At 44.6% G+C, this 21,205-nt stretch carries 21 protein-coding genes and 1 tRNA gene; 12 read left to right on the forward strand and 10 right to left on the reverse strand.

Translation table 11 applies throughout. The features are described from left to right. Position 1: 1 nt before the first annotated feature. Positions 2-75 (reverse strand) — tRNA-Met (locus AC37HE_RS10580). A 172-nt stretch (positions 76-247) separates the two neighbouring features. On the opposite strand from AC37HE_RS10580, the gene AC37HE_RS10585 reads away from it, so the two are divergent. The 10 genes from AC37HE_RS10585 to AC37HE_RS10630 all read left to right on the forward strand — a co-directional run bounded on the left by AC37HE_RS10585 (position 248) and on the right by AC37HE_RS10630 (position 9,850). Further along, a complete protein-coding gene (locus AC37HE_RS10585; RefSeq protein WP_500782807.1) occupies positions 248-631 on the forward strand; it encodes an START-like domain-containing protein in 384 nt (127 codons plus the stop codon). 63 nt (positions 632-694) lie between these two features. Continuing rightward, positions 695-2,203 carry an LptF/LptG family permease gene (locus tag AC37HE_RS10590; RefSeq protein WP_500782808.1) on the forward strand — a complete coding sequence of 503 codons (1,509 nt, stop codon included), beginning with the start codon at positions 695-697 and terminating at the stop codon, positions 2,201-2,203. Beyond that, a complete protein-coding gene (locus AC37HE_RS10595; RefSeq protein WP_500782809.1) occupies positions 2,178-3,383 on the forward strand; it encodes a glycosyltransferase family 4 protein in 1,206 nt (401 codons plus the stop codon). Before AC37HE_RS10590 ends, AC37HE_RS10595 begins: the two co-directional genes overlap by 26 nt. Further along, positions 3,376-4,551: a glycosyltransferase family 2 protein gene (locus AC37HE_RS10600; protein WP_500782810.1), complete on the forward strand. Its 1,176-nt coding sequence runs from the start codon at positions 3,376-3,378 to the stop codon at positions 4,549-4,551. The genes AC37HE_RS10595 and AC37HE_RS10600 overlap by 8 nt, the downstream gene beginning before the upstream one ends. 73 nt (positions 4,552-4,624) lie before the next feature. Then, positions 4,625-5,848, forward strand: a complete 1,224-nt coding sequence (locus AC37HE_RS10605) for a bifunctional 3,4-dihydroxy-2-butanone-4-phosphate synthase/GTP cyclohydrolase II (protein ID WP_500782811.1) — start codon at positions 4,625-4,627, stop codon at positions 5,846-5,848. 5 nt (positions 5,849-5,853) lie between these two features. Continuing rightward, entirely contained in the window at positions 5,854-6,075 is a 222-nt protein-coding gene (locus AC37HE_RS10610) for a C1orf53 family protein (RefSeq protein WP_500782812.1), read from the forward strand. 183 nt (positions 6,076-6,258) lie between these two features. Next, complete coding sequence (gene larE, locus AC37HE_RS10615; protein WP_500782813.1) at positions 6,259-7,092, forward strand: ATP-dependent sacrificial sulfur transferase LarE; 834 nt, start codon at positions 6,259-6,261, stop codon at positions 7,090-7,092. A 148-nt stretch (positions 7,093-7,240) separates the two neighbouring features. Continuing rightward, positions 7,241-8,416, forward strand: coding sequence for a nickel pincer cofactor biosynthesis protein LarC (gene larC / locus AC37HE_RS10620; RefSeq protein WP_500782814.1), 1,176 nt, complete (start codon positions 7,241-7,243; stop codon positions 8,414-8,416). Next, positions 8,413-9,150: a nickel pincer cofactor biosynthesis protein LarB gene (gene larB / locus AC37HE_RS10625; RefSeq protein ID WP_500782815.1), complete on the forward strand. Its 738-nt coding sequence runs from the start codon at positions 8,413-8,415 to the stop codon at positions 9,148-9,150. Before larC ends, larB begins: the two co-directional genes overlap by 4 nt. Before the next feature lies 1 nt (position 9,151). Continuing rightward, positions 9,152-9,850 (forward strand): urease accessory protein UreH domain-containing protein, encoded by a 699-nt coding sequence (locus AC37HE_RS10630; protein ID WP_500782816.1) that lies wholly within the window; start codon positions 9,152-9,154, stop codon positions 9,848-9,850. Between the two features lie 4 nt (positions 9,851-9,854). Here AC37HE_RS10630 and AC37HE_RS10635 read toward each other — a convergent pair whose 3' ends face one another. From AC37HE_RS10635 to AC37HE_RS10660, 6 genes are all read right to left on the reverse strand, one after another. Further along, a complete protein-coding gene (locus tag AC37HE_RS10635) occupies positions 9,855-10,487 on the reverse strand; it encodes a transposase (protein ID WP_500782817.1) in 633 nt (210 codons plus the stop codon). 76 nt (positions 10,488-10,563) lie between these two features. Beyond that, a complete protein-coding gene (locus AC37HE_RS10640; RefSeq protein WP_500782818.1) occupies positions 10,564-10,839 on the reverse strand; it encodes a hypothetical protein in 276 nt (91 codons plus the stop codon). Positions 10,840-10,887: 48 nt separating this feature from the next. After that, entirely contained in the window at positions 10,888-11,211 is a 324-nt protein-coding gene (locus AC37HE_RS10645) for a hypothetical protein (RefSeq protein WP_500782819.1), read from the reverse strand. A gap of 500 nt (positions 11,212-11,711) precedes the next feature. After that, on the reverse strand, positions 11,712-11,939 hold the full coding sequence (locus AC37HE_RS10650; protein ID WP_500782820.1) for a FeoB-associated Cys-rich membrane protein: 228 nt from the start codon (positions 11,937-11,939) through the stop codon (positions 11,712-11,714). An 80-nt stretch (positions 11,940-12,019) separates the two neighbouring features. Continuing rightward, positions 12,020-14,521 (reverse strand): ferrous iron transport protein B, encoded by a 2,502-nt coding sequence (gene feoB / locus AC37HE_RS10655; RefSeq protein ID WP_500782821.1) that lies wholly within the window; start codon positions 14,519-14,521, stop codon positions 12,020-12,022. Between the two features lie 10 nt (positions 14,522-14,531). Further along, a complete protein-coding gene (locus AC37HE_RS10660) occupies positions 14,532-15,674 on the reverse strand; it encodes a carbohydrate porin (RefSeq protein ID WP_500782822.1) in 1,143 nt (380 codons plus the stop codon). A 381-nt stretch (positions 15,675-16,055) separates the two neighbouring features. On the opposite strand from AC37HE_RS10660, the gene gpmI reads away from it, so the two are divergent. Together gpmI and AC37HE_RS10670 are read left to right on the forward strand one after the other, a co-directional pair. Beyond that, complete coding sequence (gene gpmI, locus AC37HE_RS10665; protein WP_500782823.1) at positions 16,056-17,582, forward strand: 2,3-bisphosphoglycerate-independent phosphoglycerate mutase; 1,527 nt, start codon at positions 16,056-16,058, stop codon at positions 17,580-17,582. A gap of 66 nt (positions 17,583-17,648) precedes the next feature. Beyond that, the gene (locus AC37HE_RS10670; protein WP_500782824.1) at positions 17,649-18,233 is read left to right on the forward strand and encodes a DUF3109 family protein; all 585 of its coding nucleotides are present in this window, start codon (positions 17,649-17,651) and stop codon (positions 18,231-18,233) included. A 158-nt stretch (positions 18,234-18,391) separates the two neighbouring features. Here AC37HE_RS10670 and AC37HE_RS10675 read toward each other — a convergent pair whose 3' ends face one another. The 3 genes from AC37HE_RS10675 to AC37HE_RS10685 all read right to left on the reverse strand — a co-directional run. Further along, positions 18,392-19,255, reverse strand: a complete 864-nt coding sequence (locus tag AC37HE_RS10675; RefSeq protein ID WP_500782826.1) for a DUF4861 family protein — start codon at positions 19,253-19,255, stop codon at positions 18,392-18,394. A gap of 373 nt (positions 19,256-19,628) precedes the next feature. Continuing rightward, on the reverse strand, positions 19,629-20,708 hold the full coding sequence (locus AC37HE_RS10680) for a hypothetical protein (protein WP_500782827.1): 1,080 nt from the start codon (positions 20,706-20,708) through the stop codon (positions 19,629-19,631). Positions 20,709-20,908: 200 nt separating this feature from the next. Further along, a partial coding sequence (locus AC37HE_RS10685; RefSeq protein WP_500782828.1) for a hypothetical protein occupies positions 20,909-21,205 on the reverse strand: 297 nt, incomplete at its 5' end.

The following is a 21,205-nucleotide window of genomic DNA, read 5'->3' on the forward strand; positions in this document are numbered from 1 at the left end:
GTAGCGAGAGGCGGGCATGATCCGCCGACCTCATGATTATGAATCATGCGCTCTAACCAGCTGAGCTACCTCGCCATTTTATGTAGAACTGTTGCGCTTTTGATCGTGTGTGTTGTTCAAAATTGCGGTGCAAATATAGCATTTAATTTTTACGATATGCAAGCGTTTTTTTAAAAAATATTTTGCCATTTTTATTCCGATTGGCTAATTGACCGATAATAACTATATTGCAACAAACATTTCAACTATGACCACAAAATCAAAAATTCAACTGGAGTTTCCAATCAAGTGTTCCCCCAGCGTATTATACAACCGTTTTAGTACGGCTTCGGGCCTAAGCGAGTGGTTTGCCGACGATGTTCACGTCAAAGGGAAGATTTATACTTTTATATGGGAAGGATCAGAGCAAATAGCAGAAATGATCCAAAATAAGGATAGTCGTGTTGTTCGCTTTAAATGGGAAGATGACGATGAGGAGGAAACTTATTTCGAATTTTTGATTACCAAAGATGAACTTACCGGAGATGTTACTTTGTTGATTACTGATTTTGCAGAAGAGGATGAAGTTGATGAAGTTACCGAGTTGTGGAACTCACAGGTAACCGATTTGCGACGGATTCTTGGTTGTTAACCTCGATTAACTTTAATTTTTTCCAAAATAACTTAGCTTTGTATCGTTTCCCAAATCACTAAAATGAAACGATTACATCAATATATACTGAAAAGCTTTCTGGGGCCTTTTTTTATGACCTTCTTTATCTGTGTTTTCATTCTGCTGATGCAGTTTTTATGGAAATACATTGATGATATGGTTGGTAAGGGCCTGGAATGGAATATTGTAGCCGAACTTCTTTTATATGCATCAATGGGCTTGGTTCCCATGGCTTTTCCTTTAGCCACCTTGCTGGCGTCTATCATGACATTTGGTAGTTTGGGCGAGAATTACGAGTTGGTAGCCATGAAAGCTTCCGGCATTTCCCTGTTCCGGATTATGAAACCCCTGGTTTTTGTTGCTATTGGCTTGGCTCTTTTTGCATTCTATTTTTCCAATAATATTCTTCCGCAGACCAACCTGAAATTCGGGGCCTTAATGGCGAGCATCAAAAAGCAGAAGCCGGAGATGGTGATTTCCGAAGGTGTATTTACCAACGATATTGATGGATATAGTATCAAGGTTGACCGGAAGAGTAAGAAGGACAATATGCTTTACGGAATTTTGATTTACGACCATACCGAAAATCAGGGAAATATTTCGGTTACGGTTGCCGATTCCGGCTATATGAAAATTTCGGAAGATAAGAAGTTCATGATTATGACCATGTTTGCGGGCGAAACAGCAATTGATGAAAACCCGAGACAAAGTCGACGAGATAAGCGTTATACGTTCAGAAGAACACATTTCGAAAAGCAAGTGGTCACTGTTCCGTTGAAAGGCTTCGATTTTAAACGAACCGACGAAGATAATTTGCGGAACATGTATCGCATGCTGACATTAAAGCAGCTGGAGCATTTTGAAGATTCACTTTACACGGATTATAACTACAGGGTGAGGCGATTTGCGATTAATATGCGTTACAACCCGACCTTGAATCGCTCGATTGTAAACCAGACGAATCTTGTTGATTCCTTGAAAACTCATCAAAGGATGGAAGGCACCAAGGCTCTGAATTTTGATTCCCTGATGGTCAATATGGATCCGATGCAGCATGGTGAAGTTTATCAGACGGCTTTGAGCCAGGCGCGGATGAATAAACAGACGATCGATCAAAACGTTTTCGAGCTTTATAATATCAAGAAAAACCTGAATAAATACTCCATGGAGAAACATCGCAAGTTTACTTGGTCGGTTGCTTGTTTGATCTTCTTCTTTATCGGGGCACCACTTGGTGCTATTATCCGGAAAGGTGGTCTTGGTATGCCAACGGTTGTGTCTATTTTGATGTTCATCTTGTATTACATGGTGGCCATATCGGGTGAAAAAGCAGCACGCGAGGATGTGTGGACGATGTTTGAGGGAATGTGGTTGTCGACCTTTATTTTCTTCCCCTTAGGCTTTTTCCTGACTTATAAAGCAGCAACCGATTCCGGTTTGTTGAATGTGGAGACCTATCAGTATAAAATCAAGAAATTCCTTCGTTTTATTCTTCGGAAAAAGAATGATTCAGTAAATTCCGATCATGCGAATTCTACAACTAACCAATAAAACTCCCTGGCCTCCGACTGATGGAGGGGCGATTGCCACATTAACCTTATCCAAAGGCTTATTCTTGTTGGGTAACGAGGTTACTATTTTGGCGATGAATACCGAAAAACATGCAACTACATTAGAGGAAATACCTGAACATTTAGCTGCGCAAATCCGATTTAAGCTGGTTGACGTTCCTGCAAAAGTTTCTTTTTGGGGAGCGCTGGGGAACTTGCTGTTTTCTGATTTGCCCTATAATGCAACCCGGTTTATAAGTGAAGACTACAGCCAGGCATTAATCAAATTGTTGGAAGAAGAAGAGTTTGATGTCATTCAGCTGGAAGGGCTTTATCTGTGTCCGTATATTCCGCTGATCCGTCAACATAGTAAAGCCTTGGTTGCTTATCGTGCTCACAATATTGAACATGAAATTTGGGATCGTACCAAACGTTTGACCCCCGGGATTCAAAGGATTTACTTAAACCTTTTGGCTAAACGAATCAAGAAGTTTGGACTCAGCTATCTGAATGTCTACGACGTTCTGGTATCCATCACCGAACGGGATGGATTGTATTTGGAACGTTTAGGGAACTATAAACCACGGATTACCTCGCAAACGGGGATCGACTTGTCGTGCCTGGTTCCAACGGCCAAGGATCTGGAGTTTCCGTCTATTTTTCATATCGGTTCGCTGGAGTGGGGGCCGAATCAAGAGGGACTACTTTGGTTTTTAAAGGATTGTTGGCCGCTGATAACAAAGAAATATCCGGAACTGAAATTTTATGTCGCCGGAAGGAATGCACCGCAATGGCTGGCTTCGAAACTGAAAATGCCGAATGTGGTCTTTTTAGGCGAAATTGAAGATGCTTACCAGTTTATGAATTCCAAAGCTATTATGATGGTACCACTCCGATCCGGATCAGGGATGCGCATTAAAATTGTAGAGGGAATGGCCCTGGGTAAAGCAATTGTGTCGACCACAATTGGGGTTGAAGGTATTGCAGCAACTGACCGCGAACAAATCCTGATTGCCAATGAACCGGAAGAATTTTTACAGGCTATTACCGAGCTAATTGAAGATAAGGACCTTTATAAGAAGGTTTGCAAAAATGCAACTGAATTTATCCGGGAGAAATTTGATAATCTGGCTATCGCTCAAAAGTTGGTGGAATTTTATAAGAAACATCTGAATGCTTGATTGGGTATTCTGGATAGCACTTTTTATTCTTCTATACACCTATATGGGATATGCCCTGGTGTTATCAATTCTGGTTGGAATAAAGCGGATGCTGTTTGGAAAAACTCCAATCTATTCCGATCCGGAAGAGTGGCCCGAAGTAACCTTGTTTGTTACCGCCTACAATGAGGTCGATATTGTTGATGCCAAAATAAAAAACTCCCTCCTGTTAACTTATCCAAAAGATAAATTGAAGTTCTTATGGCTCACCGATGGCTCTGATGACGGAACGCCCGATTTGCTAAAGAAATACCCGGAGATACAGGTTGAACACCAACCGGAACGGAAAGGGAAAGTGCACGCTATGAACCGTGGGATGCAGTTTGTAAGAACACCCTACGTTGTTTTTACTGATGCGAATACGTTGCTGTCAGCAGATTCATTGCAGAATATGATTCGTCATTTTCAGAATCCCAAGGTTGCTTGCGTTGCCGGAGAAAAACGGGTGTCAGCAAGTGAGCATTCGAATGTTGCTGCCGATGGCGAAAATATGTATTGGAATGTCGAGTCGAAGATTAAGCAATTGGAGTCGGATTTGAGTTCGGTAGTTGGTGCTGCGGGAGAGTTGTTTGCGGTACGTACAGCACTTTATCGCCCGGTCCCGACAGATTGCCTGCTCGATGATTTTCAAATTTCCATGGACTTGGCAACAGCCGGATATCAGGTGGTTTATGAGTCCAAGGCGATAGCTACAGAGTCAGCCTCGTTGAATGTGAAGGAAGAGTTAAAACGCAAGAGACGGATTGCTGCGGGAGGTCTGCAGGTAATGGTGCGCATGCCGCGATTGCTCAATCCCCTGAAGCAGGGATGGCTAAGCTTTCAGTATTTTTCGCATAAAATTTTACGATGGACGCTGGCTCCATGGGCATTATTAGTTGCTTTGCTGTCTAATATTGCGCTGGTTGCAGCGAATTCTTCAGAATTAATTTACATCATCACGCTTCTGTTGCAGCTTGTTTGGTATCTGTTTGCATTTCTGGGTTTTATAGGGGATGGACGTGCCCGAAGTAACAAGCTGTTTTTTATTCCGTATTATTTTACTGCCATTCATATAGCTGCATTTACAGGTCTTTACAGGTTTATGGGTAATAAACAACGGGTTGTGTGGGATAAAGCACAGCGAGCTTAGCCGTCGAAAGTCATTTGTAAATCGATAAAATTGCTTAGTTTTGCAGCGGCATTTTGAAAACCAACCAATTATAATGACCGAGTTCAAATTAAATACAATTCCTGAAGCGATCGAAGCCATAAAAAATGGTGAGTTAGTGATTGTTGTTGATGACGAAGATCGCGAAAATGAAGGTGACTTTGTTGCCGCCGCAGAGTTAATGACTCCCGAGAAAGTAAATTTCATGGCAACACATGGTCGCGGGTTGATCTGTGCTCCCTTGACGGAAAAGCGCTGTGAAGAGTTGGAACTGGACCTGATGGTCGGTAAAAACACCTCATCGCACGAGACTCCGTTTACTGTTTCTGTAGATTTGATTGGCTACGGATGTACAACAGGTATATCTGCTGCTGACCGGGCTAAAACAATTCTTTCTCTGGTTAATAAAGACACCAAGCCCGCTGAACTTGGCCGTCCGGGACATATTTTCCCGCTGAAGGCGAAGGATCGCGGTGTGCTGCGTCGTGCAGGCCATACTGAAGCTGCTATTGATTTGGCTAGATTAGCCGGATTGGAGCCCGCAGGTGTGTTGGTAGAAATCATGAATGAAGACGGAACAATGGCTCGTCTGCCGGAATTGATGAAAGTGGCTGAGCGTTTCGATCTGAAGATTTGTACAATCAAAGACCTGATCGAATACCTGCAGGATTCTGATAGTTTAATTGAGCGTGGCGAAGAAGTTCCTATGCCGACTAAATACGGTAACTTCAATATTATTCCTTTCCGCCAGAAAACCAATGGCATGGAGCACGTAGCGCTGGTAAAAGGTACCTGGGAGAAAGACGAAGAGATTTTGGTGCGTATGCATTCTTCTTGTATGACCGGCGATATTTTCGGTTCATTCCGTTGCGAATGCGGCGATCAGTTGCACAAAGCGATGGAGATGATTGAAAAAGCAGGTAAAGGAGTGATTGTTTATATGATGCAGGAAGGTCGCGGTATTGGTTTAATGAATAAGATCGCAGCCTACAAACTGCAGGATGAAGGCATGGATACGGTTGAAGCAAACCTTCACCTGGGCTTTAAAGCTGACGAACGTGACTATGGTGTGGGTGCTCAAATTTTACAAAGCTTGGGTGTGAAGAAGATGAAGCTGATGACCAACAACCCGGTAAAACGTGTTGGTATTGAAGGTTATGGTTTGCATGTTACTGCAACAGTTAATATTGAAATTGAGCCAAACGAATTCAATCAACGCTACCTGAGAACAAAGCGTGATCGCATGGGACATTTCCTGCAAAAATTTAAATACGAATAGTTGCTATGGGAATGTTTGATCATCTGTTTAGCGATGGGTACGACGATACAGTTGAAGGTGTTGATTACTACATGACCAAAGAAGGTTACCGCGTGATGACAGAAAGCTTTCTCGTAAAACGTGGCTATTGTTGCTCAAACGGATGTCGCCACTGTCCGTACGATCCGAAAGCGACAAAAGGAAATCGAAACCTGAGGCCCGATGTGGCTAAAAAATATAAGTTGTAATAGAAAGGCTATCCTTCGGGATGGCTTTTTTTATGTCCCTATTTCTCGTTTCCGGAGTTCAGAGTCCAATAGCCTAAAAAACGAACAATCCGGCAATCAGTTTTGAAATTTATTGATTAAACTTGTTGTTGTGGTAGCACTAATAAACTTAAAGGTGTTACCGATGTTTAAACTGGTATGGAAATGAATAAAACGCAGATTCAAAATAAACTGGAGAAACTGGAGGAATGGTTTAAAGCACGCAGTGGCTCTATTGTCGCCTTTTCCGGCGGAATTGATTCAACATTGGTGTTATTCCTGGCGCGTAAGTTCCAAGGGAAGGAGAATGCGATTGGGGTAATTTCAAACTCTGAGAGCTTGAAAGCAAAGGATTTCGAACTGGCGCAAAGTTTTTGTCGCGATTTCGATATTCAACTGGAGGTGATCAAAACTGAAGAGCTGACCGATGAACGCTATAACCGGAATCCGGAGAATCGCTGCTTCTTCTGCAAAGAGCATTTGTTTAACGATTTGCAACAGGTTAAAGCCCGATACCCGGAATTTGATGTTTTAAGCGGAACGAATCACGATGATTTGGGCGACTACCGGCCCGGTTTGCAGGCAGCCGCTCAATACCAGGTGTTGGCCCCAATGGCTCAGTGCAAACTGACCAAGGAGGAGATCCGCGATATTGCCCGTAGTTTCAACTTGCCTAACTGGGATAAGCCGGCCAGTCCGTGTCTGAGTTCACGCATTCCGTACAATCATCAAATTACACGCGAAAAGCTTAAGCAGGTTGAAGATGCTGAGAACTTTCTGAATGGTTTAGGCTTCGTCGATGTTCGGGTGCGGCACTATGGTTCGTACGGGAAGGTTGAGGTGCCGCAATCGGAGTTGGAGCGTTTGTTCTCCATGCAAAACCAAGTTGTGGATCAAATCAAATCTTTCGGCTTCGACGAAGTGAAACTGGACCGGGAAGGCTTGGTTTCCGGGAAACTGAACCGGGTGCTTAGTGCATCACAATTAAAGGGCAAATGATGAAAATCGAAGATCAAAGGTCTTACCATTGTTATTGGTAGCCAATTTTTGTCATTGATGATCGATTGATGGGGTAAACACCTAATGACAACTTAATCCCAATAAAAGACGATCAATTTACTATTCGAACTTAAATAACGAAACAACCATGAAAGTACTATACTACGACTGTTTTGCCGGCATTAGCGGCGACATGAACCTCGGCGCACTTATCGATTTAGGGGTTGATGCCGATTACCTGAAACAGGAACTTTCGAAATTAAATATTGAGGGATTTCACCTTGAAATAAAACAAGATCAGCGCCGGGGGATTACCGGAACAAAGGCTGATGTGATCATTGAAAATCCGGACAATGAGAAGCACCGTCACCTGCGGCATGTGGAAGAGATCGTGAACAATAGCACACTTTCGGATACCGTGAAGCAGAATGCGTTGAAAATCTTTCGCTTGATAGCCGAAGCTGAAGCTAAGGTGCACAGCATCGATATTCAAAAGGTACACTTTCATGAGGTGGGTGCCCTGGATTCCATCGCTGATATTGTTGGAGCAGCCATCTGCATCGACTACCTGAAGGTGGATAAAGTGATGGCCTCACCAATTCAGTTGGGAGGCGGAACTGTGAAATGTGCTCATGGTGTGATGCCTGTTCCGGCACCTGCCACGGCTTTAATCGTGGAAGGCCTGCCCGTGAAAACCGGCTTGGTAAACCACGAGGCAACGACGCCAACCGGTGCTGCGATCCTGGCTGCTATGGTCGACGAGTTTACACTTCAAATTGATTTGCCCATCGTGAAAACGGCTTACGGTATTGGGAACCGCGATGCGGAGGTGGCGAACGTTCTGCGGGTGTATTTACTTGAAGGGCACTCAGCAGCTTCGGATGTGGAGACCGTTGAGGCGGTTTTACTCGAAAGCAATATCGACGATATGAATCCCGAGCATTACGATTACCTGTTGAATGAACTGTTCCTGGCTGGTGCCAGCGATGCCTGGTTAGCACCGATCATCATGAAGAAGGGGCGCCCGGCAGTGACCTTATCGGTATTGTGCAAGCCGGAACTGGTTGAAGAGATGAAAACCATCGTCTTCACTCAAAGTACATCGCTGGGAATTCGTGAAAACCGGCTGTTAAAGCACATGTTGTTCCGCGAGGAGATTGTCGTGGAAATTACCCTGGGTAAGGTTCGTGTGAAACAAAGTTACTACCATGGCCGACTGGTGAAGTCGAAACCCGAAACCGACGACTGCAAGCAACTGGCTCGCGAAAACGGCATCAGCATTCGCGATGTTGAGAAAATGGTCATTAATCAACTGGAAGCATGAGTCCACGAGAGATTTTAGAACAATATAAGAATGGTGAAATTACCCTGACCGAAGCGCTGGAGCACTTGCCGAGTCACGGCATCGAAGAGATGGGCTTTGCTACCATCGACACCGACCGTGAAAAGCGTACCGGACTGCCCGAGGTGATTTACGCCTCGGGGAAAACACCCGGGCAGGTGGCCCAGATTGCCGATCGGATGCATCAAAAAGGAATTGACGTGCTGGCAACCCGGGCTACCCCGGAGATGTTTGATGCGGTGCGTGCTTATATTCCCGATGCAGTGTATAACCCGATTGCGAAAACGATTATTCACCGGAAAGAGAAAGGCGAAAATCCGAAAGGATACATCGCGGTGGTGGCTGCCGGAACATCGGATATGCCGGTGGCAGAAGAAGCGGTTGAGACAGCCCGTTTCCTCGGTAACCGCGTCGAGTCGGTGTACGATGTGGGCGTGGCCGGTATCCATCGGCTGTTTCGTAAGCTGGAGCTGATTCGCAATGCGCGGATTATTATTGTGGTAGCCGGCATGGAAGGCGCACTGGCCAGTGTAATTGGCGGACTGGTTGATAAACCGGTTATTGCAGTGCCTACCAGCGTGGGCTACGGCGCTAATTTCGACGGGCTGTCGGCTTTGCTGGGAATGCTGACGAGTTGTGCCAGCGGTGTGAGTGTTGTCAATATTAATAACGGATTCGGAGCCGCTTGTCAGGCTTCGTTGATCAATCGACTATAACATGAATGATATTCAAGTTCTCCTGTATACGGCGCTTACGCTGGGCTTTGTCCACACCCTGCTGGGGCCCGATCACTATTTGCCGTTTATAGCTATTAGCAAGGCCCGGCAGTGGTCGACGCGAAAAACCATGTGGGTGACCTTCTTTTCGGGGATCGGGCACGTTGGTAGCTCGGTGCTGATTGGTGCTGTTGGCATTGCCATCGGAACCAGCCTGAGCAAGCTGAATGGTATTGAATCATTTCGCGGCGAGCTGGTTGCCTGGTTGTTGTTTGCCTTTGGCGTGGGCTACACCCTTTACGGCATTTACAAGTACATTAGTAGCTCGCACCACGCGCATCTGCCTACCTGGCTGATGCCGAAAAAGGTTCGCGAACATCACCATTTGCCGGTAACTGAAGCGGAGGCCGAAAAAGTAAATATCACGCCCTGGATCATTTTCCTGATTTTTGTGTTTGGCCCCTGCGAAGTGCTGATTCCACTGCTGATGGTACCGGCCTATACCCACAGTGCCGTTGGCATGGCCTCGGTGGCACTCATCTTTTCCATTGGCACGATTGTAACGATGCTAACGGTTGTTTACCTGGGGCATAAAGGCTTTTCACTTGTCAACTTCAAACACCAGGAGCGCTATGTCCATCTGCTCGCCGGCGTGGTGATTCTCATTAGCGGTGCCGGAATGGTTTTCCTGGGCTGGTAATTTTTTAGCTGCAAGCCTTTTCACCAGGTGACTCGAAGTCACCTGGTGAATAAGTAACTAAGCCAAATTCGCTTGCTCTTGTTCGGTTGATTAGCTGTCCGTTTCGCACTCCGGTATAGTCACGGTAAGAGGAGAATTCCCAATCCGCCGGATGCTTGACTAAGCCTGCCCGAACCGGATTATTATGGATGTAGTTAAAACAAATTTGCGGGTATTCTTTTTCCGGGGCGGCAATATGAATTAGAGTTCCAACGGATGTTTGGAACCAAGCCGGGCTAACTCCATTGATTTCGGTTAAACAAATTGATTGGCTTCGCTGCTGAAACAAACTTCCGGTAAAGTGCCTTTCTTTTTGAAGTGCTCTGGTGTACGAACGAAGTACAATTGCAAAGGATTGGTTAATTGATCGTGATTTATTGACCGGGTGACTCGTAGTCACCCGGTCAATATGATTAACATGAACCATCAAGTGAAAATGATTGGGCATTAAACACCAAGCCAGTATATCGGCATAAGCAACGAGGTTGGTTTTTAGTTTTTGAAGAAAGAAAAGGTAGTTGGAGCGGGAGAAAAAGACCTGTTGGGCATTATTCCCGCGGTTGTAGATGTGGTAAAGGTGGTTTTTCTGAAATTGCATTTGAACTGTTTTTCTGATGATTGTTTATTCACCGGGTGACATCGAGTCACCCGGTGAAGCACTTCTGCGTTTTCTCTTAACTCCCGGGGATCAGGCTTTGCCCCTGTGGGCGAACGATGATCCCCGGGGGGCGTGCTTTGCGAACTTCGGGGCGAACCACCATCCCCCTGTTTCTTATTGCGGGAACCTTGGGGCGCACAGCCGTCCCCCTGGGGAAATGCTTGCGAGCCCTGGGGCAAATGATAATCCCCAAGGTTCTCATGAAAAGTACCTTGGGGATTAAGTCCGGAACCTTGGGGCGCATGATGGTCCCCATGGGGCGAGTGATGTGCCCGCGGGGGCTTGCGTCCATCCCACCGGGGATTATAACTATCCCCCGTGGTTTTAGCCCGGGTAGCAATTAGCTATTTCTGAATTGGTGAAGTTTATGTACCAATTCGCTGTCCTTACCCAGCAAACCTTCAACCAGGCTTACAACAGCCGAGGCGTCAGCGTAAGCTGCATCCAATGCTTCGTTCGAGGCTTTGGTGGCTTTTATTGCTTCGGCCTGTGCCTTTTGTTGCGCCACTTCAGCTTCGGTTGCGGTGTTGGACTTCGCTTTTACATCGGCAATTCGATTGGTTGGATCAAAGCCGGCGGCTGCTACAACAGCAGCTTCATCACTTAGAGTTGTATAAACGTGAACAACAAAATCACGTTTCTCCTTTTCATTTAATTTCGCCATAATTCTAATGGTTTAGATATTAATACTTGTCCGTTTGGACTTTAATTGTAATCGTTGCTAGTTCCACTCCCGATTACACAAGTATCTCTCATACCAGTTTCTTAAGCTACCTTCAATGTGCTTTGTGTGTGATGCTATTTTTTTGTCCTTTTTGTGAAAAAGAATCAAGTCCTAATCGAAATCGTTATACAAGTTACGACCTTCTGTGTTTAGAGTCAATTTAAATAAGCTTAAGCTGAAAAGAGACTTTCAAAAAATACACCCGATTTTGGGGAATCGCCAATTGGGATGAAAGTGGAGGAAAACAAGAGAATTCAGTTGAAAACAAAAAAACAGCCTTGTGTTTTCTGTTTCGTCTTTGGGGCAAGCCATGCTTATTCAGCTGGTGACTCAAAGTCACCAGCTGAATTGCTTCAACACAAAAAAGGCTACCCATGATGTTGGGCAGCCTCGTGCAGGGATGTTGAACCTTTTCTCTCAATCACTGCCAAATAGAGTCGCTATTTTGTTTTACCGGCAAATCGGAGCTGGTCTTTGTTGAACGTTTTAACCTGCTTGTGCGAAAGCGGATGAAGTTTTCCTTTTTTCTTCAGTTCGCGTTTAAAATCGCAGCTGGCACAACCACCACACAGGCCCTTCTCCTTGACGGTTATGGCTTTATAGATGTTGTAGGCAACTTTGGCAACAACGGCTGCGACGATGATGAGTGCGATAATATTTTGAATCATAGCTTTTCGAGTTTTGAGTTTCGAGTTCCAGGTTTCAAGTTCCAAAACCTGGTTTCATCTTTCTTTTCTCATTTTTCAGGTTATCCAACCAACAGGCTTCCGATTTGGTATACTCCAAAGGCCGCAATCCAGGCGATGGCGGTGGTGTACACAGTTGTAAAGAGTGCCCACTTCCAGTTGGCTTCTTTCTTAACAGCCGCCACCACGGCAACGCATGGAAAATAGATCAGTACAAAAATCATGAGCGTAAAGGCCACCAGGGGCGAAAATACCTTCTGCCCGATGCGGGGTCCCGTGGTGTATGTCTGATTTTGCAGTTTGTCGATCAACGACTGCGAGGTTTCGTCGGCCTCCATTCCGGCATGGTAAAGTACTCCCATCGAGCTCACCACAATTTCTTTGGCGGCCATACCGGTAATAATACTCATGCCCACTTTCCAGTCGAAGCCCAGGGGCTGAATGACCGGCTCTATGAAGTGGCCCATCTGACCGATATAAGATCCTTCCAGTCGTTCTTCCTCTTGCGATAACTGCAGCTGTTCAAGCTGGCTGGCTTTTCCGGCTTCATCCAGGCTGCTGTTATTTTCGACCTGGGTAATTTGCTGGTCATAGTCTTGGGAGTACTCCACGTGACGGGGGTAGTAGCCCATGGCCCAAATAATGATAGACGCAAAAAGAATAACTGTCCCCATTTTTCGCAGGTATTGCTGTCCCTTGTGCCACATGTGTATGCTGGTGTTCTTCAGGGTTGGCATGCGGTAGGGGGGAAGCTCCATCACAAAAGGCACTTCTTTCTTGGCAAACAAGGTTTTCTTGAATAACAACCCAACCAATACGGCCAGGGCAATGCCGACCAGGTAAATCAGGAACAGGATGGCTCCCTGGTTGGCAACAAAGAAGGCCGAAATCAACAGTACATAAACCGGTAACCGGGCCGAGCACGACATAAACGGAATGATGAGCATGGTTAGCAAACGGTCGTTTTTATTGTCGAGTGTTCGGGTGGCCATTACAGCCGGCACGTTGCACCCAAATCCCATAATAAGCGGGATGAACGATTTACCGTGCAGGCCAATCTTGTGCATCAGCTTGTCCATAATGAAAGCAGCGCGTGCCATGTAGCCAGAGTCTTCCATCAACGAGATACAGAAAAACAGGATCAGGATGTTGGGCATAAAAATGATAACCCCGCCAACGCCTCCAATGACTCCGTCGACCAGCAGATCTTTCAGGGCTCCGTTGGGCATCAGGTTGGCAACGGTGTCGCTCAACCAGGCTACACCCGCATCAATCCAATCCATGGGGTAGCTCCCCAGCGTAAAAGTCAGCTGGAAGGTTGCCCAGATGAAAAAGATGAAGATCGGGAATCCCCAAATTTTGTGGGTCAGTATTTTGTCGATCTCGCGGCTGTTTTTACGACGTGTGTGCGGATCGGATTTATAGGTTTCTTTTAACGCTCCGGCGATAAAACCATACTTGGCATCGGCAATCAACGTTTCCGATTTGTCGTTCAACAAATCTTCAAGTCGCTTAATTTCGACATCGGCCTTTGCAATGATGGACCCGTAATTGGCATTGCCCTTTAAGATTTTGCGGGTGGTTTCATCATCTTCCAGCAGCTTGATGGACAAGTAACGGGTTGAATAGCTTTTATTTCGGTTATCGTCTTTCTTAATTTCGGATTGAATGGTTGAGATTGAATCTTCGATGTCGGCACCATAATTGATGTGGATGTGGCGTACAATCGGGTCGCGCTCCTCGTACACTTCAATGATTTTATTGAAAAGATCTTTCAAGCCTTTCCCCTTGGAGGCAACAGTCGGAACAATTGGGATGCCGATCATTTCCCCCAGGCGCTTGTAGTCGAACCGAACCATTTTTTGTTCCAGCTCGTCGTACATATTCAGGGCAATCACCACTTTAATGTTCATGTCGATCAGCTGCGTGGTCAGGTACAGGTTGCGCTCCAGGTTCGAAGCATCGACCACGTTCACCACCACATCGGGCTTACGCTCTGCAATGTGGTTGCGTACATACAGTTCCTCAGGCGAGTACTCGGTAATGGAGTAGGTTCCCGGCAAATCGGAAATGCGGAAGTTGAAATCGTTCTGGCGAAAGCGAGCCTCCTTGGCATCGATGGTTACCCCGGCATAGTTGCCCACGCGCTCTTTCGATCCGGAGGCGTAGTTGAACAAGGTGGTTTTACCGCAGTTGGGGTTGCCAACCAGCGCTACCGAAATGTTCTTGCTCTTTTTGCCTCCCGACACTTTCAGCCGATGCTGATCGATGGTGCCGGCAAATTTACCCGAAAGTACTTCTGCAGCTTTGTCCAGGGCAATGACCTCAATCATCTCAGCCTCGCTGCGGCGCAGCGACACTTTATAGCCCATGATTTCATATTCCACGGGATCTTTCATCGGGGCATTCTTGATCACTGTTACTTTTTGCCCTTTTACAAATCCCATTTCCGAAATTCGCTTGCGGAAAGCACCCTGACCAAAAACATATTTGATGATGGCTTCTTCGCCGGTTTTCAAACCTGCCAGCCTTTTGTTTTGTATATCTGAATTTTGTACGAACATAAGCTTTCTTTTAAAATTCCAATCCTAACCGAAACAGACCAACCAAGGCATTGTCGAGCGCCAGGTCGGTGCCTCGCGGATTGACAACATATTGAATGTCGGGTTGGAAATAGATGTTATTATTCAGTTGTAGCTTGTAAGTAAGCTCAAAGGTCGTTTCGTCGCTGCCATCTTCATCTTTCATAATGCCACGTGCCATAGCCAAGCCTAGCGTATCATTCCCCTTTGGTGAGAATAAGCCGGTGTAATGAATGCCGGTGCCGAAGTAGGCCACATTATTATTTCGCGGGCTCACACCTAACTGGTAAAAGACACTTAAACCATTCCCGGTTTCGTTCTTCGGACTTACCCGGTGATCGCCAACCAGGTAAAAACCATAGTCCGATTCCAGCTCGTCCGAAATTTCAGGTTCGTCGCAGTGCTGGTGATAGAAAAAGCCGGCTTTAATTGTTTGTGGGCAGTCGGAATCATCACTGCAATGCAGGTTGGCCTCGGCTACCCAAAGGAGTGCATCGCTGTAATTCAGGTCCCATTTCAGGTTATAGGGATTGTCGTCAAAATCGATGGGGCAACCTTTGTAAAGCGCTGTTTTTAGATTCAAACGATCCGATGCCTCCCAACAAATAGTGATTCCCGGAGAAGTCAAAGGGAAAATAGGAGCTGCAATATTATCCGCAATGATCGAATGAATACCGAAAGAGCTGTTGATGAAAAGTCCGCCAAACTCGCTGTTGGCAAATTCTGCATTCAGATCCTGAAGCCCAATCGTTGTATGAACTTTCCCGAATGTCTGGCAATACCAGAGTTCATATAAGAAGGTATGATTGCCGGCTTCGATATTCGATACAACCTGGAAGTCGCCGATCAGGTCAGCCGAAGGTTCGCCACCGTGGGTGTTTGCTCCGTGAAGCATGAATGTACCGCCTTTCCATAGTCCGGCGCGTTCTGTATTCATTTCTAAAAATAAATCAGCTAAGCCTAAATATGTTGATCCGGTTTTAATACCTCCGTGGAGGTTCGATACGAAATCTCCTTTGTAAGAACCGTAAAAGCTTAATGCAGGTTCTTTATTGTCTTCTTCCGTCCCCGCTTTGGCATAGCCCGAACTGAGTAGAGCTACGACCATCATTCCAATGTTTAAGACGTTTTTCATACTGGTATATGGTGTTTGTTTTTTTTGTTGTAAAAGTATCGCTGGAAGAGGCGGGCATCAATCCCAAGAAGTTGGGGTTTTAAGTCGGTTCAGGAAGGAACTTCGGGATGAATACCCCTATAAGTGATAATTTAGGAGGCTGAAGTCCTTTTTTACAGGGCAAAACAGCAGCTCGATTTCGTGTTTTCCGGGGAGTATTTTTCATCCGTTTCTACAGGTGAGACAGATGGATGGACGAAGCTATAAATGAGTACCCTAAACAAGCAATTATTTAATTGTTAATTTGAGCTTTCAGAGAGAAAGGCATTTCCAATCCTGCTTAAAAATGAATACTTTTGTTGGCCGAAAAGAATAAGTTATTTAAAATCAGTATAAATTATTATGGCACAAAAAACACTTTTAATGATTCTCGACGGTTGGGGCATCGGTGATGGTTCCGAACGTGATGTAATCGCTCAAGCATCAACTCCGTTTATGGACTCGTTGGTGAAAGAATATCCGCACTCACAATTGCTTACTTCCGGAGAAAATGTTGGTTTGCCAGACGGACAAATGGGTAACTCCGAGGTTGGTCACTTAAATATTGGTGCAGGCCGTGTGCTTTACCAGGATATGGTTAAAATTACCAAGGCTATCCGTGATAAATCCTTGTGGCAAAATCCACAATTGCTGAAAGCTTTTAACTACGCAAAAGACAACAATAAAAAAGTTCACCTGATTGGTTTGATTGGCCCTGGTGGGGTACACGCATTGAGCTCTCATATGATTGCACTTTGCCAAATGGGTACCGACCTGGGTTTGGATGACATCTTTGTTCATGGTTTGACTGATGGTCGTGATACTGACCCTCGTTCAGGATATGGATTCCTGGAGTCTGACCTTGAAGGACTGAAAGGTACTAACGGTAAATTCGCTTCAATCGTAGGTCGTTACTACGGAATGGACCGCGATAAAAACTGGGATCGTATGCGTCTGGCTTACGACCTTTACACAAAAGGTGAAGGTGAAAAGTCAACTGATTTGTTAGCTTCTATGAAAGCTTCATACGATGCAGGTGTTACCGATGAGTTTATCAAACCAATCTGCATGGTTAAAGAAGACGGAAGCCCTGTTGGAGTCATCGAAGAAGGTGACGTTGTAATCTGCTTCAACTTCCGTACCGACCGCTTACGCCAAACAACAATTGCTTTCACACAAGAAGATTTGCACGAATTCGACATGCACACCATGGATCTGCAATGGTATACAATGACCAACTACAAAGCAGACTTCAAAAATGTGAATGTGATTTTCGATAAAGAAAATCCAATTAACACCATGGGTGAGGTTGTATCAAAAGCAGGTTTGAAACAAATTCGTATTGCTGAAACTGAGAAGTATGCTCACGTAACATTCTTCTTCAGTGGTGGCCGCGAAGAGGAGTTCCCGGGCGAAAAACGTCTGTTGTGTCCTTCTCCAAAAGTTCCTACATACGACTTTCAACCTGAAATGTCAGCTCCCGATGTTAGAGATGCAATTATTCCTGAGTTGAAAAAAGGAGAAGTTGACTTTGTTTGTCTGAACTTCGCAAATGGTGATATGGTAGGTCACACCGGTGATTATAAAGCAATCACTAAAGCTGTTGAGGCTGTTGACTCCTGTGCTAAAGCAGTTGTTGAAGCAGCTCGTGCAAGCAACTACAACGTCATGATTATTGCTGACCACGGTAATGCCGATAACGCTGTTAACCCTGATGGTTCTCCTAACACTGCTCACTCGCTGAACCCGGTACCTTGTATCTATGTTAGCGACGACAAGAACCTGAAGATCAATAACGGTATTTTGGCTGATGTTGCTCCAACCCTGATTTCTGAAATGGGACTGGAAATTCCTGCTGAGATGACTGGAAAAGTTTTGATTGAACGATAGTCAGAAAACTGTATATTTGCAAAGCCTCTCCCTTTTGCGGAGAGGCTTTTTATTTGCTGAAGAATTATGCTTGAAATAGGAAAGACCATTGTAAGTTTTGATGTGATCGATGAGCACTTTTTGTGTGATTTGATGAAGTGTAAAGGTGCTTGTTGCGTTGAAGGAGACTCAGGGGCTCCGTTAACACAGGAAGAAGCTGTGCTGATAGAACAGATCTATCCTGATTTTGAGCAATACATTACTGAAGAGGGAAAAGAGGTTGTTGCCAAAGTTGGTACGTCGGTAATCGATAGCGATGGCGACCTGGTTACACCATTAATGAGCAACGAAGCCTGTGCATTTGTCTTTGTAGACGAAAACGGCATCACGAAGTGCGGGATCGAAAAAGCTTTTCTGGATGGAAAGGTCAAATTCAGAAAGCCTGTTTCTTGCGCTTTATTCCCGATTCGCATTACCGAGTATAAACGTTTTGATGCAGTCAACTACCAGCAAATCGATATCTGTAAGCCGGGCCGCCAATGTGGTCGCGGTCAAAAACTTCCGCTTTATCAATTCCTGAAAGAACCGCTTATCCGGAAATACGGGAAAAGCTGGTACGAACAGCTAAGCTATGCTGCTGAGCATCGTCCCTGGGAAGAAGAGCGAAAATAACAGAAGCAGGTTATTGTTCCTCTTGCAACACATTTCGCTGTCCTTGTCTTGTAAGGGGGCTTGGGATCTGCAAAAGGGATAGAAACAAATTAGGCTGCCAATACTGACAGCCTAATAACCTGGATTTATGTTTTTTCGCAATACGCTGTAGGGCGTATTTATTTTGCTTTTTCTTTTACATAGCTCACAAAGTCGTCCATTGTTTTAAAGCCTTTTTCTTTCTCACTGGCCGATGTGATCCAGGTAGAGAGGTATTTTGTAGGCTTCGAAATCAACATATATTCCTTATCGGCTTTTTGGACAGCGCTGTAATCATCAGGATTGTAGATGATGGCTCCACCAATATTGAGTTGATAAGCCGCCACATCTTCCGGATGTACACCCCAGGTGCAAATATAATTGTCTCCTTCTGCGGTTTTTGTTGTGGGGAAATAATTGATTCCGGTTACAAACTCAACTGGTTTATCACAGAGAGCAAAAGCTTCAACTTTAGCTTCCCTGAAACCTGAAAATACGGTAACACGAATTAAAACATCAATGGAGTCACCTTTATAGGGAACACCCTCAGAAAGCATGTCCATTTGCGAAAAATTGGCTTCTTTTCTGACACGGGCAATCCGTTCTTTTACAGGGTTCAGAAAGACCTCTTTCTCTCCATCCCAAAGTCTTACTCCTCCAAGGCCAACAGTCTCACCAACCTTGTACTGGTCGGCACCCCAGCCTTCTTTTTGCTGTTCCGGTGTTGGATACCATCCAGCTGCTGCCAGCTCCAGACCAGGCTTTGTTTTGTTGTAAACATCAACAGCACATTTATAATTGAAATACAACCTTAAACCCAGCCACTCATTTTCAATGGCAGGACCATGGTGTTCTACCAATTGGTACATATCTCCTGTTTCGGAAACTATTTCATTGACTTGTTTTCCACTGTGTTTTTTACTCAGACTAATGTCAGTCATGTTTTGTGCATGTGCAGCACTTAAAAACACGAGCATGAATATTCCTGTAATTATTCGTTTCATATTGTTATTGTTAGAAGTTTCATCTTTAGCCGATCCTGTGTGCGTTAACGAAAGTCGGTTAAAGATAGGAAAATGTTACAGAAGAGGGCTCATACAATTGATGGAAAAGATTGTCATGAATAAAATTTCATCCCTAATTTATTCAGAAGAGCTGCTTAAAGGCTTTATAGATACTTGGTTCGAAAGGTATAGCATGTACAAAAGCTTCGTCTCCGTAAACTACAAGCTAATCAATTTCTGCAAGACCCGCTTATCCTGAAATTCGGGAAAGCTGGTACGAGTAGTTGCCCTATGCTACCGAAGCAAAGCTTTGAATGAACGAATAAGTATTTCAATTAATGTGGAACCAGATTTAGCTTGCTTTCATATTGCTTTATTCTAGTTCAAGGTCTGCGTCGTCGAGAGCGGCTAGGCCGTTCTGAGTTCCGACCCACTTTGTACCAAACTCATCTATTGCTATTACATGGACTTCATTTGAATACAAGGCTGAGTTAGAGTTATTGAATACAGTCCAATTGACCCCGTCGTATCTGACGACCCCATTTTCTGTTCCAATCCAAAATATTTCGTTGTTGTCTATTGCCAAACAAGGAAATGCCGAAAATTCCACAGGTAAAGTACAGATAGTTGTGTAGGTGCTTCCATCGAATTTTACCAAACTGATTCTTTCCCCTTTAGTGGTTAATATCCATACATTACCACTCTTATCCGGGATGACTTGAAAGAAAAATCCGCTGTTATCCCCAGTATACATGGTCCAGTTTTCTCCGTCGTACTTTCCAAGGGCTTCGAATTCCGGAACAACATTAAAAATTATAAACCAGATGTTGTCAGCGTCATCTGCAGTAAGGCCAAACGTAAAATTTCCTGTAAGGGGATAATGCGTCCAATTGGTTCCGTCAAACTGATATACTTCCTGCAAGGTGCTAATCCATATATTGTCATTTTTATCAATATCAAAGCCGGTAATATTCTCATTGTTAAAATCAAACTCTTCCTCTATCCACTGGCCTTCATTGTAACGATACAGTCCAATTCCAGTGCATAGCAACCACTTTAATCCGTTACTGTCAATTTTTATTCCATAGTGCTGACCATCTATAATTTCCGGTAAATCGAAATAAGTTGGTTCATTACCTACTTTATCCCATTTTATAAGTTTTTTGTCAGTAACGACCCAAATAAAATTGCCCTCGTCAGCCAAGGCATGAATTGATTGCCCGAGTAAATATATTTTCCCTTGAGGAGGATTAGTGTCAGGTTCCGATCCATCATCTGGTTTTTCAGAGTCGTCGTCTGGCTCAGTTTCGTCATTTGGTTCAGATTCATCGTCTTCATCTTCTGGCTGTGTTTGTGTTGTCGTTGCCACTTCAGTGTAAATTGGATCCTCCTGGCATCCGCTAAAAAGAAATACGAATGCAAATAATGTGATAAATAATATCCTGGTTTTCATGGCTTTGGTTTTTTAGGTTTGGCTTTTGTTTTCTTTCAGATTTATAATCTGAGAGTTGAACTCATAGAATCTTCATTTTTCGTAAGAACTGAAGATTGATTTTTGCAAGGCAACAACTTCGGGAATGCAAGGCCCGAAGTTGTTGTCCTCTCCTTTCAAAGCATATGACCAGATGAAGAAAATTAACTGTCAAGTGCAGCTTAATTACTGCTCCCGACATTTGAAATTTCACCTTCTCCTGCTAAATACATTCCAATGACACGACCTATTTCGTCGTATTCGACATAGCCATATGCAGTCACTTGTCCTGATGCATTTTCAAATCTACCGGTACCGCCTTCAAAAGCTAAGAATCCGTTAGCTTCTGCAGTTGTTACATCTGTATGGCCGGTATATGTTGCATACACCAAATCTCCATTGGCTGCGCAAAACACAGCGTCTTGAATAATTGTGATTATTGGGGGATATTGGGAAAAATCATGGATTATATTTTTCCA

The organism is Mangrovibacterium sp., from assembly GCF_059905295.1.

What these genes read in the sequence shown, in the direction of transcription:
- AC37HE_RS10585 (WP_500782807.1), top strand. Translation starts at nt 248, where the DNA reads ATGACCACAAAATCAAAAATTCAACTGGAGTTTCCAATCAAGTGTTCC.
- AC37HE_RS10590 (WP_500782808.1), top strand. Translation starts at nt 695, where the DNA reads ATGAAACGATTACATCAATATATACTGAAAAGCTTTCTGGGGCCTTTT.
- AC37HE_RS10595 (WP_500782809.1), top strand. Translation starts at nt 2,178, where the DNA reads ATGCGAATTCTACAACTAACCAATAAAACTCCCTGGCCTCCGACTGAT.
- AC37HE_RS10600 (WP_500782810.1), top strand. Translation starts at nt 3,376, where the DNA reads ATGCTTGATTGGGTATTCTGGATAGCACTTTTTATTCTTCTATACACC.
- AC37HE_RS10605 (WP_500782811.1), top strand. Translation starts at nt 4,625, where the DNA reads ATGACCGAGTTCAAATTAAATACAATTCCTGAAGCGATCGAAGCCATA.
- AC37HE_RS10610 (WP_500782812.1), top strand. Translation starts at nt 5,854, where the DNA reads ATGGGAATGTTTGATCATCTGTTTAGCGATGGGTACGACGATACAGTT.
- larE (WP_500782813.1), top strand. Translation starts at nt 6,259, where the DNA reads ATGAATAAAACGCAGATTCAAAATAAACTGGAGAAACTGGAGGAATGG.
- larC (WP_500782814.1), top strand. Translation starts at nt 7,241, where the DNA reads ATGAAAGTACTATACTACGACTGTTTTGCCGGCATTAGCGGCGACATG.
- larB (WP_500782815.1), top strand. Translation starts at nt 8,413, where the DNA reads ATGAGTCCACGAGAGATTTTAGAACAATATAAGAATGGTGAAATTACC.
- AC37HE_RS10630 (WP_500782816.1), top strand. Translation starts at nt 9,152, where the DNA reads ATGAATGATATTCAAGTTCTCCTGTATACGGCGCTTACGCTGGGCTTT.
- AC37HE_RS10635 (WP_500782817.1), bottom strand. Translation starts at nt 10,487, where the DNA reads ATGCAATTTCAGAAAAACCACCTTTACCACATCTACAACCGCGGGAAT.
- AC37HE_RS10640 (WP_500782818.1), bottom strand. Translation starts at nt 10,839, where the DNA reads ATGGACGCAAGCCCCCGCGGGCACATCACTCGCCCCATGGGGACCATC.
- AC37HE_RS10645 (WP_500782819.1), bottom strand. Translation starts at nt 11,211, where the DNA reads ATGGCGAAATTAAATGAAAAGGAGAAACGTGATTTTGTTGTTCACGTT.
- AC37HE_RS10650 (WP_500782820.1), bottom strand. Translation starts at nt 11,939, where the DNA reads ATGATTCAAAATATTATCGCACTCATCATCGTCGCAGCCGTTGTTGCC.
- feoB (WP_500782821.1), bottom strand. Translation starts at nt 14,521, where the DNA reads ATGTTCGTACAAAATTCAGATATACAAAACAAAAGGCTGGCAGGTTTG.
- AC37HE_RS10660 (WP_500782822.1), bottom strand. Translation starts at nt 15,674, where the DNA reads ATGAAAAACGTCTTAAACATTGGAATGATGGTCGTAGCTCTACTCAGT.
- gpmI (WP_500782823.1), top strand. Translation starts at nt 16,056, where the DNA reads ATGGCACAAAAAACACTTTTAATGATTCTCGACGGTTGGGGCATCGGT.
- AC37HE_RS10670 (WP_500782824.1), top strand. Translation starts at nt 17,649, where the DNA reads ATGCTTGAAATAGGAAAGACCATTGTAAGTTTTGATGTGATCGATGAG.
- AC37HE_RS10675 (WP_500782826.1), bottom strand. Translation starts at nt 19,255, where the DNA reads ATGAAACGAATAATTACAGGAATATTCATGCTCGTGTTTTTAAGTGCT.
- AC37HE_RS10680 (WP_500782827.1), bottom strand. Translation starts at nt 20,708, where the DNA reads ATGAAAACCAGGATATTATTTATCACATTATTTGCATTCGTATTTCTT.